The organism is Bacillus sp. ISL-7 (assembly GCF_018613065.1).
This window is the reverse complement of the sequence record NZ_JAGGQW010000007.1, coordinates 41,366-55,930: the sequence shown is the minus strand read 5'-3', so window position 1 is coordinate 55,930 and position 14,565 is coordinate 41,366. Positions and strand designations below refer to the sequence as shown.

Sequence of the window (14,565 nt, the reverse complement as noted above, 5' to 3'; positions counted from 1 at the left end):
AAAAAGTACTTTTACTAGTTCTATAACAGGAGGGAACAGGAATGACCACTTTTTGGTTAACGAATGTCTGCTTAGAAAAAGGGTTCATTTATGAAAATGATCGAATTGTCGCAACCGAGACGGAAATTTGCCACTTAAAAATTGAAGGCGGTAAAATTACTGAAATTACAAATGAAATTCCTGATACAAAGGTTAAACAGCACGATGCGCATGGTCAGCTATTACTGCCATCCTTAAGAGATATGCATATTCATATCGACAAAACCTATTATGGTGGACCATGGAAAGCATGTACGCCCCTTACAAATGGCATTTTCACCAGATTAGAAGAAGAAAAAGAATTGCTGCCAAAGCTCCTGCCGACCGCCCAAGAGCGTGCGGAGAAAATGATTGAATTATATATTAAAAACGGCCATACCCATATTCGCACCCATTGTAATGTGGACCCGGTGATTGGACTAAAAAATCTTGAGGCAACCGTCAATGCCTTGAAAAAATATGAGGATGTTCTTACCTATGAGATTGTTGCCTTTCCGCAGCACGGTTTATTAAAAAGTGACTCAGTTCAGCTCATTCGTGATGCGATGAAGAATGGCGCGACATTAGTTGGAGGTGTCGACCCTGCGACTGTGGATCGGAATATTGAAAAATCTTTAAACACTATTTTTGATATTGCTGTTGAAAACAATAAGGGCGTAGATATTCATTTACATGATCCGAATACATTAGGGGTATTTACATTTGAACGCATGGCTTATTATACGAGGGAATCTGGGCTCAAAGGTAGAGCCACGATTAGCCATGGGATTGCATTAGGTGACATGGATGGTAAGGAACTTAAAGAAATCACCGCTATTCTAAAAGAACAAGAAATGGATGTTACCACTACTGTACCTATAAATCGAGCGACAATTCCGATACCAGCTCTTGATAAATTAGGAATTCGTGTAGCTGTTGGACACGACAGTATTACAGACCACTGGTCCCCTTTTGGAACCGGAAACACGATTCAAAAGCTTGGGATTCTCGCCGAAAGATTTCGTTTGAGTGATGAATATTCATTATCAACTGCCTTAAAATATGGTACTGGCGGTGTAACACCGCTGAATGAAGAAGGTGAGCGTGTCTGGCCTAAAGTTGGCGATGATGCAACGATGATGCTAGTAAAGGCAACTTGTTCAGCAGAAGCAGTCGCAAGAAGAGCGAAGGTAGAAGCATTGTTTTTCAAAGGGAAAAAGGTTGAAAGTAAACTGGAGGACACAGACCTGGTGCGTGTTTAAACTTATAAAGGAGGAGAAAGAATGACTACCTCATATTGGTTGACAAATGTTCGGTTAGAGACAGGCTATGTACAGGATGAAAAAGGAGTTTATGAAACAAAGACAGAGCTTTTCCATTTGAAAATTCAGGGTGGGAAAATAGTTGAAAAGCAAAAGGAGAGTTTCAACATTCCATCTGGTGAGAATACTGTGGATGGAAAAGGTTTTTTGGCGTTACCTACCTTTAAAGAAATGCACAACCATTTGGATAAAACCTATCTTTCACTTGATTGGAAGGCTCCTATACCTGCAAAAAATTTGAAGGACCGATTACGTATGGAGGCAATGGAACTTGAGGAATTGGCGCCAACAACAAAACAGCGTGCTAGTGCCATGATTGACTTATTGCTTTCACATGGATCCACACACATCCGCACCCATGTAAATATTGACCCTTATATTGGTTTGAAAAATTTAGAAGGCGTAAAAGCAGCATTGGAGGATAACAAGGATAAGGTAACCTACGAGATTGTTGCCTTCCCACAGCATGGATTATTAACTGAAAATGTTATTCCACTAATGAAAGAGGCAATGAGAACTGGTGCACAATTAGTTGGTGGGTTAGACCCGGCTGGAATTGACCGCAATATCGAAAAATCACTCTATGAAGTGATGAATCTAGCAACAGAATTTGATGCAGATGTCGATATCCATTTACATGACAAAGGACATGTTGGTTTTTATACGGTAGATAAATTGATAGAAATGGTCGAAGCAGCGAAATGGCACAATCGAGTGGCTGTAAGTCATGCATTCAGTCTAGGAGAGGTGCCGGTTCCACATCAAGAAGAAATTGCCAATAAAATGAGCAAGTTAGGAATGTCGGTTATGTCTACGATTCCAATTACAAATACTCTGCCTCCAATTGATTTATTAGATAGAATGGGAGTAAGCGTGTATTTAGGGTGTGATGGTTTCTATGACTCTTGGGGACCATATGGAACAGGGGATGTATTAGAAAAGGCAACCCGATATAGTGAACTGTACCGGAAAAGTGACGAACGTGCCCTTGCTCAGACACTAAAGTATGCTACTGGGGGACCTACCCCATTAACGAAAGACGGTGAGGTAGCCTGGCCTCTGGTAGGCGATGAAGCAAATCTTGTTCTTGTAAATGCCTCATGTTCTGCTGAAGCCGTTGCAAGAACGCCAGTGCGACAAGCAGTTATTTTTAAAGGTAAAGTTGTATTTGGACAACTGTAAACATTGTTTTTAAGAACTTAATAGTTTGGGAAGAGAAGTCCTTCTCATTTGGATGATCCGCAACTCAAAAAACAACTATTAAATTAACAGTGCAATTCGCAAATGAATTAGCACTGTTTCTTATTTTTATATAAGATTTAATTTATATTTGTGCTCTAAATGGGTTACTAAAACCGCTTACTGAAAAGTTGAGGGATTTTTCTATACAAATAAACTTTCTGGGAATAATAAACCCAAGGAGTTGATAACTTGTATTTTTTGTTTAATGTACTTGGAGTATTAGTAATGCTCGTTCTTATTTATTTTTGCTCTCCTAATAAAAGAAACGTTAAGTGGAAATCCATTTTAACGTTATTGGTTGTTGAATTAGCAATCACATGGTTTATGTTATCGACGAAAATTGGGTCATGGATCATTAATAAGATAGCATCGTTCTTTAACTGGTTAATTGCTTGTGCGAACGAAGGGACTTCATTTGTATTCCCATCCGTGATGGCGAACGAGCATGTGGATTTCTTTTTTAGTGCGTTAATGCCGATTATTTTCATTATTACATTCTTTGATATTTTAACGTACTTTGGAATCTTAACATGGATCATTGATAAAGTGGGCTGGCTCATTTCAAAAGTATCTGGATTGCCAAAGCTAGAGAGTTTCTTCTCAATCCAGATGATGTTTCTTGGAAATACAGAAGCCCTGGCCGTTATTCGTCAGCAGCTGACCGTATTAAAGGAACATCGCCTGCTAACGTTTGGAATCATGAGTATGAGCAGCATTAGCGGTTCGATTATTGGGGCTTACTTAACAATGGTTCCAGCGACATACGTATTTGTCGCAATTCCGCTGAATTGCTTGAACGCGCTTTTGATTGCGAACATGCTGAATCCGGTTGAGGTGAGTAAAGAGGAAGATATCGTTTATGTCCCTACAAAAGAGGAGCGAAAAGATTTCTTTTCAACCATATCAAACAGTATGCTAGTCGGAGTGAAAATGGTCATTGTCATCATGGCAATGGTAATCGGTTATGTTGCCTTAACTGCTGGTATAAATGGGATCTTAGGATTCGTAGTGAAAGGGTTGACCATCCAAAAAATCTTCTCAATAATCTTTAGCCCATTCGCGTTCTTGCTTGGTTTAGCTGGTGATGATGCGATGTATGTGGCGCAACTAATGGGAATAAAGCTAGCGACCAATGAGTTTGTTGCGATGTTGGACCTAAAAGGTAAAATAAGTGGACTTGCTCCGCATACAGTCGCTGTTGCCGTCACGTTCTTAACTTCCTTTGCAAACTTTAGTACAGTCGGGATGATTTATGGAACGTTTAATTCGATCCTTAGTGAGGAAAAATCAAGTATCATCGGAAAAAATGTCTGGAAGCTGTTGGTCAGTGGAGTGGGAGTATCATTATTGAGTGCGATGATAGTTGGATTATTTGTTTGGTAGTGGAGTTTTCTACTGAGCACTAGTCGTTAAGGTGAATCTGGGAACGGAAACCATGCGTTAAAAGGCGAACAGTTAGTTCGCCTTTTTTAGCTTAGGTAATAGTTGTGCCTTATATTTCGTATAAAAAGGACAAAGATAAAGGAGCAAAACAAAGAGCAAAGTAGTTGAAAATGTATCGAACGAGGGCTATTGGAGACAAAAATTAGAGCAAAGTAGTTGAAAATGCATCCAATGAGGGCTATTGGCGACAAAAGTCAAAGCAAAGTAGTTGAAAATGCATCCAATGAGGGCTATTGGCGACAAAAGTCAAAGCAAAGTAGTTGAAAATGTCACCAATGAGAGCTATCGGCGACTGTATTCCCGATGAAACAGTGGGGGGCCAGACGTTCTTAAAAAAGTAAATATTGAGATTCCTAACGCTATGAAACAGAGGATTTCTCCACACAAGTCAATATTATTCTGGATTTCTAGTCGTACCTAAGCTAAAACCAAGGATAGATCGGCAACTTGAATGCAAATCACTTGTTTATGCAGCATTAGCCCCCGAATTGTAAAAAGCCGACTTAGTAAAGGGAAAGTTTTATTATTGGATGTAAATAAATAATTACACTTACTTACAATTAGTGACTGGCGCTGTTCGTTTTGTACCTATAACCAAGATGTCCCCAGTCCTAATGTTTGTCTTGAGGACAAGGGCCGTTTTTATTTTCATAATGTAGAAAAGTACTTAAAATAAATTATTCCTCCTCTGTATAGGCTTCAGTGGTCGTATCCATACACTCCCAACACTCACTTCTATTCCGTTCAAACTTGGACAATTCACTCCCACAAGATATGCAAACATCCATAAGAATTGATTCCCCTTTCAAGTGAAGATTTTTAATAATTTTAACGCTAGATATTTATTTATATTCCGACATAGCTTGTTAGAGAACCTTCTACTGTATAGCAAAAATAAAATCATCGTTTCAACCACTTTTAACACATACGTGTATTTGCTAGTGCTAATGGATAGTTTTCCTAAACGACATACAAACCTCCCACCTTTTTTAGAGAACAAGTCTAATCAGGTTTTTATATTTATTCATATTAATATAGTAGTAAAATTATAGGAGGTGTAAATGATTGAAACGTAGTAAAAAGAGCCTGCTGCCTCTTTGTCTTTTTCCGGGTTATCGATGGTGTGGGCCAGGATGCAGCGGGCCGGGTAGTCCAATTAATGATGTAGATAACTGCTGCTACCAGCATGATCGCTGTCTGAGCCGAGGGAATTCCCCATGTTATTGTGATAAGCAATTTATGAAATGCCTTGAGTCAAAAATTAATCCTCAAACCCAAAAAGGTAGAAATGCACGCTTAATGTACGGGTTCATGAAACTGAAAACAACCTTCACTTGTCCAAAATAGAGATGTGTGGTTAAACCGTGATTTGCTTAACCGACATCCATTTCCTTCCAAAAAATAAACTTAAATCTAAAGATAGCTCGATATCAATTTGTCCTACCACTCTGAATTAGTTAAACTATAGATTAAGAATCATTTATAGTTACTTAAAAAATGGGTGGGAGACAGCATTATATGAATAAAAGAGTAGTGATTACAGGTATTGGAGCAGTCACTCCTTTGGGGAATGATGCTCATTCAACATGGGAACAGATTAAAAGGGGTATATCAGGTGTTGGTCCAGCAACGATATTTGATGTGGAAAAAGTGGATATCAAAATCGCAGCAGAAGTAAAAGGCTTTGCACCAGAAGAATTTATGGATAAAAAAGAAGCGAGAAGAATGGGGCGTTATAGCCAGTTCGCAGTTGCTGCAAGTCAAATGGCTGTCAATGATGCAGGAATCCAAATCGGTGAGAATGTTCAACCTGAGCGAGTGGGCGTTTGGATCGGATCAGGGATTGGTGGGCTAGCTGAATTCGAGGAACAACATAGGAAATTTATTGAAAAAGGTCAAAGAAGAGTCAACCCGTTTATTATTCCTATGTTTATCCCTGACATGGCGGCTGGACAAGTTTCGATTGCACTTGGAGCAAAAGGAATCAACAATTGTTCGGTTACAGCATGTGCGTCAGGCGCCAATTCAATCGGTGATGCATTCCGCGTGATTCAAAAGGGGAATGTGGATATGATAATCGCTGGTGGAACAGAAGCAACGATTACAGAAATGACCGTTGCGGGATTTTCTAATATGACTGCTCTTACAAAAAATCCAGATCCAAACACAGCCAGCCGGCCTTTTGATAAGAATCGTGATGGATTTGTCATCGGGGAAGGCGCAGGAATTGTGGTCCTAGAAGAATTAGAGCATGCTTTAGCCCGTGGTGCGAATATATATGGGGAATTGATAGGATATGGAGCTACGGGTGATGCCCATCATATTACTACACCTGCACCAGACGGAGATGGACCAGGGAGAGCAATGAAATTAGCATTAGAGGATGCTGGGATTTCCCCTGAACAAGTCGACTATATCAATGCTCATGGGACCTCGACTTATTATAATGATTTGTATGAAACGTTAGCCATTAAAGAGGTTTTCAAGGAACATGCCTATACTTTATCTGTAAGTTCCACAAAATCGATGACAGGCCACATGTTAGGAGCGACAGGGGCAATTGAAGCCATTTTTTCTGTTTTAGCGATCAAGGAAGGAATCATCCCTCCAACCATCAACTATGAAACACCTGATGAACAACTTGATTTAGATTATGTCCCCAACGTAGCAAAGAAGAAGGATGTTCAAGTGGTTTTATCAAACTCATTAGGATTTGGCGGGCATAATGCCACATTGATTTTTAAAAAGTTTACCGAATAACTAAAACGAAGGTGTCTAAATATTATTTAGATACCTTTTTTGTATGTTGTTTTTCCGCTATTAAAATAAAAAACAAGTCGATAAAAGGACTTTTATCGGTAATAAATCACACTTTGACAGGTTTCCCGATAATTCCTTACTAACCAAACGTTTGATTAGATTCTATATAAACCCTTTTATCAACAGGACTTTTTCCCGGGAAATGGAGAAAAGAATGTCGAAATCGGCACAGACATAAAATGCGGATAAAACTAAAAAGGTTATGTTAAACCAAAGACCTTGTTTAACATAACCTTTTAATGAAATTACTGTACTTCAGCTTTTTTGATTTGTTTGCTTCGTAACTGTCCGCACGCCGCATCAATATCTGTTCCGTGTTCTTGGCGGATTTTACAATTAATCCCGCCCTTTTTCAACGTATCATAAAATGCCAGGACTGATTCCTGTTCACTTCTTTGATATTGACTATGTTCATCGACCGGATTATATGGAATTAAGTTTACATAGACTTGCTGTCCGAGAGGGCGAAGAAGTTCGGCCAGTTGCTCGGCTTCTTGCTTATGATCATTTACATCACGCAACAGAATGTATTCAATGGTAATCCGACGGTTTGTCTTTTCTACGTAATACTCCATCGCCTGCATTAATTTTTCAATCGGAATCGCACGGTTAATTTTCATAATCCGCGTACGAAGCTCATTATTTGGCGCATGCAAGGAAACAGCAAGATTTACCTGCAGCCCCATTTCCGTGAACTCAATAAGCTTGTCCGCGAGACCGCTGGTTGACACGGTGATCCGTCTAGCCGCAATCGCAAGCCCTTTATCATCTTTAATCACCCTGATAAAGTCTATTAGGTTTATAAAATTATCAAATGGTTCACCAATCCCCATCACGACTACGTGACTGACCGTTTCACCTTGTCCTTTGTTGTCCAAATGCAGTTGAACGTTCATAATTTGCTCGACAATTTCCCCACTGGTTAAATCACGGCTCTTCGCTAATAAACCACTCGCACAAAAACTGCAGCCAATGTTACAGCCTACTTGTGTTGTCACACAAACAGAAAGGCCATATTTCTGGCGCATTAAAACCGTTTCAATCAAGTTGCCATCCTGAAGTTTAAACAAGAATTTAATCGTTCCATCAGCTGATTCTTGTTTAATATGCTCCTGTAAGGTTTGGATTTCGAAGTTGTCTGCCAGTAATTGAAGACACGCTTGATTTACTTCTGTCATTTCAGAGAAAGCTGTTACACGCTTTCGATAAAGATATTCCCATACTTTTTGTGCTCTCGACTTCTTCTCACCGTGCTCGGTAAGCCAATTAGCCAATTGATCTATAGTTAATCCGTATATGGACTGTTTATTCATACATTCCCCTCTTTTCGTAACGATAAAACTTAATAAAGATTACGTTATATTATTAATGAATAGGCAAAGATGGAGCCTTATCAATTACATACTATCACTTCTCGTATAAATAACCCTTTTTTAGCAACCGCTCGATCAATAATCGTAAAACCAGTTTTCAAAAGAACTTCATCGACAGGTTCAACGGTAACGACGACCACTTTGTCAGCAAACCTACGTGCACTTTGGAGCATTTCCAGCTGCTCGTCAGGGGTTATCACCGAACACAAATTATAAGGCAAATCAATGATGGCTACATCATAATGATTGGTGATCTCGCGAATATCAGCTAAGTGTATTTCTCCGCTAAGACCAAAGTGTATCATATTTTCTCGTGCTCCAGGAAGAATCAACTGATTGCGGTCACTTCCGACAATATCAATTCCCATCGACCTAGCTTCAACTAGGACGGTTCCAATTCCACAACAAGGATCAATGGCCTTAATTCCGTTTGGATTGGGGATGGCGATATTTACCACTGCTCTAGCCACACGTGTGTTGAGCGCTGTGGAATAACCGTTTGGCTTCTTTTGATGCCGAAACCAAACCGACTCACTTTTTACATACTCACCGAAGACCCAACTTCCGTCTATATTCATGACGCCAAACAATCGATTAGGATGACGAAGATCTGCTTGACCATTGATGTGTAAGCCAAGCTCTCGTTCAATGGCACGTCGGTTTTCGAATCCTTCTTGTTCACTGTTTGCCTGACCACTATTTTTTACATAGGTGACTTTAAACGTTGCTCCACTTAGTTGTAAAGTTTCTACCTGTATAAAAAGATCCTCAAGGCTTTCCACCTCATATAGCACCGTGATTCTTTCTTTAATAAACGGGCTTCGACTTGGATCGATTTTTATGAAACTTTCCAAAACATTAGATTGAGACACCTCACCGAATAATGAGCGCATTTCCAAAGCACACAAAGAGGTTTCATCCTCAGCATAGGCGTAAGTATATATATAGGTCGTACCTTTTTGGAGAGTCATATCCAAATCTTTATCATACTTTAATTTATTTATTTCATCTTCACCTCAAGTTTATCTAAAAAACATAATCTATTATACCAAGAAAAGACGCATTTTTAAAAATTTCCTTTAATTGGGTGTCGAAATGAGTGTCAGGCACCAATTCGCTAGATTATAATGATTATGAGGCAATTTATGGAGGTTAATGATGGGATACATTGAAGATTTACGAAAAATAGTCGGGAACCGGCCACTTATTTTAGTAGGTGCGATGGTGTGCGTAATTGATGATCAGGGGAAAATTCTTTTACAAAAAAGACCTGAAGGCATGTGGGGACTTCCAGGCGGGCTATTAGAATTAGGTGAGTCTGTCGAGGAGGCCGGAAGAAGAGAAGTGTTTGAAGAAACAGGCGTTGAAATTGGCCAACTTCAGTTAGTAGAGATATTTTCAGGTAAGCAGTATTTTCGAAAGCTGCCAAATGGCGATGAATTCTATCCAGTCACGATTGCCTATGTATCAAAAGATATAAAAAAGAATACAATCAAAATCGATGGGAAAGAGTCGATTGATGCTGGATTTTTCCCGTTACATGAGTTACCGGAACAAACCAGTCCGTTAGTCAGGAAGATGATTCAACAATATCCTAATATACTCAAATAGACCTTTCATAAGAAGGTCTATTTGTAGGTATGGTGTAATCATAGTATTCGTCTCCATGGACATCATATTGACAGAATAATTACATTTTCTCATTCGCAGCAAAAGCTGGTAATTTTTTTAGATTTGATATCCACTCGTTGTAGTGGCCTTCACATAGCCCTCTAAGAAAGTGGTAATTTGAACAATTTTTAACTCCACATAATTTTATTACTTTTGGCATATGCGGGTAGCCTAATTTATTGTAAATGTAGTTATGATGTTCACAGTATCCATTTGCAAAATAAGGTTTGGAACAGTCTACAGCCAGACAATGGTCAATTGAGCAAGCTTCTACCCTAATAGTGTCTATTTTTCCGGACCTTCTCATTCTTACATAATGCTTATTACATAACTGTCGTGCTTTTATTTGTTCATCGCATCCCTCTACCGTACATATACCCTTTGTTGAATACCGTTTATTTCCAAGGATTTCCAATCTTACTCACCTCCCGTACATACTGTCGAATTTTTATAGACATTTTTCCTATCAAATGGCTGTTTATATTTTTGTCGAAATTTCTTTAATTTTTATATTATTGAAATAATAATACAATTTCTTAGGTTTGTATATATACTTTATAATATTCAAAGTATTAAGATTTGTAAGCGATTTTTTAGACAAACATAAGGTGCCGGAGGATATAGCTGTGGTTTCCAAAGTCCAAGTTTTTTTGCGGTTATTTTTGCATTGTTTTATAATAATAGAAACTTAAAATGCTTTCTAAACTACAATGACTTGTTTTAATATTGTTTGCAACTGGAGGATTACATGCATGACAACAGAAGGGACATTTAATGGTGTCGATGGAACGGAACTATTTTTTCAAGTGATCGAACCATTAACGGCTCCAAAAGCGGCAGTTATTTTAGTTCACGGACATGGCGACCATAGCGGAGGGCTCCAGAATCTAAGTGGAAGCTTGGTTGAAAAAGAATATATTGTTTATGCCTTTGATTTGCGCGGTCATGGAAAAAGTACTGGTAAAAGGGGATTTATCCGGTCTTGGGATGAATTTAGGGGGGATTTACACGAGTTTCGAAAGCTCGTTTCTCTAGATCAGCCCGAATTGCCATTGTATATTGTGGGACATAGCATTGGCGGCCTGATTACCCTCGACTATTGCTTAGATCATAGCGCAGGTATCTCAGGCATTATTGCGATTTCTCCTGCTATCTCTTACGAAGTGACACCGATAGAGCAGCTAGGCATTAGCTTAATGGGGAAGGTTAAACCAGACTATAGTATCAATAAATCTCGAAATTTTCGATTGCTAAGGAAAAATTCAGCCGTGCGTGCTAAATATTATTCCGACCGTTTACGTCACAATATCGTTACACCTGGTTTGGGACATAGCTTAATCCAAGCGACTTCACGCGTCGTAAATAAAGCAACGTCGATTAGTCTTCCGTTTTTATTGCAATACGGACTTGACGATAGAATTACACCACCAGCAAAGCTGAGCCAATTTTTTCAACAAGTTGCTTCAAAGGATAAACAGCTATATGAGTACTCTTTAGTCAAGCATCGCCCCTTTGATGGAGTGGGAAGAGAGAGGTTTTTAGGAGATTTGGTTGGCTGGTTAGACAAACAGATGGATAAAAAACAAAAGGTGCTATATAAAGAGATCATTTAAAGTCCATTTCCTGCTATTTTATGAGGAGGTGGACTTTATTTGAGTTTTTTTGGCGGAAGGAAAAAACTCCTGCCGCTTTGATCCAATACATTAATACTGTAATCTCCTTTCATTATCCGTTCGTACCCCCAAGCGCAATGCAGTAGTTTTCGGGAATAATCTAGAAATAGTCTTTCATTTGGACATAAGAAAAATTTTCCGAACTTTATTAATAGAATAATTTAACAATTATATGATTTAATTGTTAACCTTTTAATGATTTTAGTTTACAATTAGAGGAACATAGGTTGGAACTATGGATAGTGATTATTTATCGGGTAGATACGGTAAATGAAATAAAATGGAGGGATAAAGATGAGTAAATGGATGGAACTTGCAGATCGTATGTTAGATGGGGAGGAAATAACAAATCAGGAGGCACTTTCAATTTTAGATTGTCCTGATGATGACGTACTTTTACTAATGCATGCTGCTTTTCAAATTAGAAAGCGCTATTATGGGAAAAAAGTAAAGCTTAATATGATCATGAATGCAAAATCTGGACTCTGTCCCGAAAATTGTGGCTATTGCTCGCAATCTTCGATTTCGACAGCACCGATTAATTCTTACAGAATGGTAGATAAGGATACTATAATTGAAGGTGCAAAACGTGCACATGATTTAAATATAGGGACGTATTGTATTGTTGCTAGTGGTAGAGGGCCATCTAATAAAGATGTAGACCACGTAGTGGAAGCAGTTAAAGAAATAAAGACAACATATGGATTGAAAGTTTGTGCCTGTCTAGGGCTGTTAAAACCTGAACAAGCAAAACGATTAAAAGAAGCCGGGGTAGATCGTTACAATCATAATATCAATACATCTGCGAGCAATCATGAAAACATCACAACTTCACATACATACCATGATCGAATCACTACGGTGGAAACGGTAAAGGAATACGGAATGTCCCCATGTTCGGGTGTTATTGTAGGGATGAAGGAGACAAAGCAGGATGTAGTCGATATGGCTAACAGCTTAAAAGCTCTTGATGCGGATTCAATTCCCATTAATTTCTTACATGCGATTGATGGTACTCCATTAGAAGGAGTAAAAGAATTGAACCCACTTTATTGTTTAAAGGTTTTGGCGTTATTTCGTTTTATCAATCCAACAAAGGAAATTCGAATATCAGGTGGACGAGAAGTCAACCTTCGTTCACTCCAAGCATTGGGTTTATATGCAGCCAATTCCATCTTTGTCGGTGATTACTTAACTACTGCTGGACAAGATGAAACGGAAGATCACAAAATGTTACTTGATTTAGGATTTGAAGTAGAATCCGTAGAAGAAATGAAAGCTAGCCTTAGCTAGAGGGTTTATTACCAAATCAAAGCAAGAGACACCTTGACAATTAGGTGTCTCTTTTTTTAAACATAAATCCTTTATAACCATCCGCCAATTTCTAATATCGTCAGACCAATCTCAACAACAATTAGAGTTACTATGATCCATTCCACGAATAGTCCCCGGATCGAATGGCTAATTGTCGAAAAACCATCCATGATGTTATATAAAATGTCCGTTTTGCTTTTCAAAATTTTATAGCGATCATTTAACTCAAAAAACTCGACCATCTTGTCGTAAAATTCGCTGGCCGTGCTGCTCGTCCATGTAATATCAGGCTTATCCAAAATCATGATATAAGCAAGCGTATTATACTCGTGACGCACGATTTTCGCGGTTGTCCGTGCCAATTCCTTGTTGCCGATTCGCAGTCTGCCTTTCTCCAGCCTATCGATCATGGTTTCGAGTTTGTCATGGATTTTCCCAAGTTGTTCCTCTGTTTTCTCAAGCGCCACCGATTTTGCAATGACAGTAGAAATCAATTCAGGGTAAAAATCCTCATATTCTGGTACAACCACATATTCATCGGTTAATTCAAGGTTCTCCGTTTCAGTAATATGAAGGCAGTAGTCGTCTGTATATCTGTCGGTCTGTTCGATTTCAAAGTCTGGTTCAAAGGAATGGATGTAGTGAAATAGGACTGTTATCTCATCCATGTGTGAGTGATTAATGAAGACAATGCTGCCAAAAGAAAAGACTAATACCATTTGCGAATCATCTACATTTTGGTGGAGGATCGATTCTAGAATATCGCCTCTTAGGATTAGTGGCTGTTCCCAGGTGAATTTTTTGGGAATACCGCAATGGATGGCGATTTTGTTCAAATCAATTTCATGGGTAATGGCAAATGCTTTAAAGGTAATCTCTTTCACTTTTATCACCTTTCCAGTGATTTGTCCTTTTCTTGATTTTATTCTTGTCCTATAAAAAACATGCTTGAACAGTTCTTTCAGTTATTTATTTGGATAGTGCTTGGTCTATTATTGAAATATTCTAATTTCGGTAGGACAAATATATACTGTATAATAGATAAAAAATTAGGGAGGCAGGTTATGAAACGATTAGCAGTTTTTTGCGGTTCAAGTTTCGGTGCTTCTGAGGCTTATAGAGAAGGAGCAATTCTATTAGGAAAAGAGTTAGCAAAACGAAATCTTACTTTAGTATACGGCGGTTCGAGTAATGGTTTGATGGGTGCAGTTGCAGATACTGTATTAAAAGAAGGCGGTCATGCGATTGGTGTGATCCCTAAAGTATTGGAGGAACGTGAAATATCTCATAAAGGCTTAACGGAGTTAATTACCGTTGAAACCATGCACGAGAGAAAGGCAAAAATGGCTGATTTGTCTGATGGATATGTGGTCTTGCCTGGTGGAACCGGTACACTTGAAGAGTTTTTCGAAATGTTCACGTGGGGTCAGATTGGCTTGCACCAAAAGCCTTGTGGTCTTCTAAATATTAATCATTATTATGACCCATTGATCAGCTTGTTTGACCATATGATCGAACAAAGATTCCTCCAAGAGAAATTCCGTTCGATGGCAATTATCGCAGAACAACCAGATGTATTATTAGATAAATTTTTAGACTATATACCTCCGACGATAAAAACCTACTGAGAAAAGGCGAACAGTGACAGGTACTGTTCGCCTTGTATTGGTTTAGAAATCGTTAAAATCT

The 14,565-nt window shown here is 38.7% G+C and carries 12 protein-coding genes; 8 read left to right on the top strand and 4 right to left on the bottom strand.

Going from position 1 to position 14,565, the window contains the following annotated elements; translation table 11 throughout:
• Positions 1–41 precede the first annotated feature (41 nt).
• The 4 genes from J7E66_RS02085 (at position 42) to fabF (ending at position 6,785) form a co-directional block, all read left to right on the top strand.
• The gene (locus tag J7E66_RS02085) at positions 42–1,280 is read left to right on the top strand and encodes an amidohydrolase family protein (protein ID WP_214997803.1); all 1,239 of its coding nucleotides are present in this window, start codon (positions 42–44) and stop codon (positions 1,278–1,280) included.
• Between the two features lie 21 nt (positions 1,281–1,301).
• Positions 1,302–2,522 (top strand): amidohydrolase, encoded by a 1,221-nt coding sequence (locus J7E66_RS02080; RefSeq protein ID WP_214997802.1) that lies wholly within the window; start codon positions 1,302–1,304, stop codon positions 2,520–2,522.
• A 249-nt stretch (positions 2,523–2,771) separates the two neighbouring features.
• Positions 2,772–3,965, top strand: coding sequence for a nucleoside transporter C-terminal domain-containing protein (locus J7E66_RS02075; RefSeq protein ID WP_214997801.1), 1,194 nt, complete (start codon positions 2,772–2,774; stop codon positions 3,963–3,965).
• Positions 3,966–5,543: 1,578 nt separating this feature from the next.
• Positions 5,544–6,785, top strand: coding sequence for a beta-ketoacyl-ACP synthase II (fabF, locus tag J7E66_RS02070; protein ID WP_214997800.1), 1,242 nt, complete (start codon positions 5,544–5,546; stop codon positions 6,783–6,785).
• A gap of 305 nt (positions 6,786–7,090) precedes the next feature.
• Here fabF and rlmN read toward each other — a convergent pair whose 3' ends face one another.
• Positions 7,091–8,158, bottom strand: coding sequence for a dual-specificity RNA methyltransferase RlmN (rlmN, locus tag J7E66_RS02065; RefSeq protein ID WP_214997799.1), 1,068 nt, complete (start codon positions 8,156–8,158; stop codon positions 7,091–7,093).
• A gap of 80 nt (positions 8,159–8,238) precedes the next feature.
• Positions 8,239–9,189, bottom strand: a complete 951-nt coding sequence (locus tag J7E66_RS02060) for a TRM11 family SAM-dependent methyltransferase (protein WP_214997798.1) — start codon at positions 9,187–9,189, stop codon at positions 8,239–8,241.
• A gap of 187 nt (positions 9,190–9,376) precedes the next feature.
• On the opposite strand from J7E66_RS02060, the gene J7E66_RS02055 reads away from it, so the two are divergent.
• Positions 9,377–9,829 carry an NUDIX hydrolase gene (locus tag J7E66_RS02055; RefSeq protein WP_214997797.1) on the top strand — a complete coding sequence of 151 codons (453 nt, stop codon included), beginning with the start codon at positions 9,377–9,379 and terminating at the stop codon, positions 9,827–9,829.
• A gap of 79 nt (positions 9,830–9,908) precedes the next feature.
• Here the strand turns inward: J7E66_RS02055 and J7E66_RS02050 are convergent, their stop codons facing one another.
• Positions 9,909–10,304 carry a hypothetical protein gene (locus J7E66_RS02050; RefSeq protein ID WP_214997796.1) on the bottom strand — a complete coding sequence of 132 codons (396 nt, stop codon included), beginning with the start codon at positions 10,302–10,304 and terminating at the stop codon, positions 9,909–9,911.
• A 337-nt stretch (positions 10,305–10,641) separates the two neighbouring features.
• Between J7E66_RS02050 and J7E66_RS02045 the strand changes: the two genes are divergently transcribed.
• Together J7E66_RS02045 and bioB are read left to right on the top strand one after the other, a co-directional pair.
• Positions 10,642–11,502, top strand: coding sequence for an alpha/beta hydrolase (locus J7E66_RS02045; RefSeq protein ID WP_214997795.1), 861 nt, complete (start codon positions 10,642–10,644; stop codon positions 11,500–11,502).
• Between the two features lie 354 nt (positions 11,503–11,856).
• Positions 11,857–12,855 (top strand): biotin synthase BioB, encoded by a 999-nt coding sequence (gene bioB, locus J7E66_RS02040; RefSeq protein WP_214997794.1) that lies wholly within the window; start codon positions 11,857–11,859, stop codon positions 12,853–12,855.
• A 71-nt stretch (positions 12,856–12,926) separates the two neighbouring features.
• Here the strand turns inward: bioB and J7E66_RS02035 are convergent, their stop codons facing one another.
• Positions 12,927–13,760, bottom strand: a complete 834-nt coding sequence (locus J7E66_RS02035; RefSeq protein WP_214997793.1) for an RMD1 family protein — start codon at positions 13,758–13,760, stop codon at positions 12,927–12,929.
• 180 nt (positions 13,761–13,940) lie between these two features.
• Here J7E66_RS02035 and J7E66_RS02030 point away from each other — a divergent pair, with 180 nt between their 5' ends.
• On the top strand, positions 13,941–14,504 hold the full coding sequence (locus tag J7E66_RS02030; RefSeq protein ID WP_214997792.1) for an LOG family protein: 564 nt from the start codon (positions 13,941–13,943) through the stop codon (positions 14,502–14,504).
• Positions 14,505–14,565 lie beyond the last annotated feature (61 nt).

What these genes read in the sequence shown, in the direction of transcription:
- bioB (WP_214997794.1), top strand. Translation starts at nt 11,857, where the DNA reads ATGAGTAAATGGATGGAACTTGCAGATCGTATGTTAGATGGGGAGGAA.
- J7E66_RS02060 (WP_214997798.1), bottom strand. Translation starts at nt 9,189, where the DNA reads ATGACTCTCCAAAAAGGTACGACCTATATATATACTTACGCCTATGCT.
- J7E66_RS02055 (WP_214997797.1), top strand. Translation starts at nt 9,377, where the DNA reads ATGGGATACATTGAAGATTTACGAAAAATAGTCGGGAACCGGCCACTT.
- J7E66_RS02030 (WP_214997792.1), top strand. Translation starts at nt 13,941, where the DNA reads ATGAAACGATTAGCAGTTTTTTGCGGTTCAAGTTTCGGTGCTTCTGAG.
- J7E66_RS02085 (WP_214997803.1), top strand. Translation starts at nt 42, where the DNA reads ATGACCACTTTTTGGTTAACGAATGTCTGCTTAGAAAAAGGGTTCATT.
- rlmN (WP_214997799.1), bottom strand. Translation starts at nt 8,158, where the DNA reads ATGAATAAACAGTCCATATACGGATTAACTATAGATCAATTGGCTAAT.
- J7E66_RS02080 (WP_214997802.1), top strand. Translation starts at nt 1,302, where the DNA reads ATGACTACCTCATATTGGTTGACAAATGTTCGGTTAGAGACAGGCTAT.
- J7E66_RS02045 (WP_214997795.1), top strand. Translation starts at nt 10,642, where the DNA reads ATGACAACAGAAGGGACATTTAATGGTGTCGATGGAACGGAACTATTT.
- fabF (WP_214997800.1), top strand. Translation starts at nt 5,544, where the DNA reads ATGAATAAAAGAGTAGTGATTACAGGTATTGGAGCAGTCACTCCTTTG.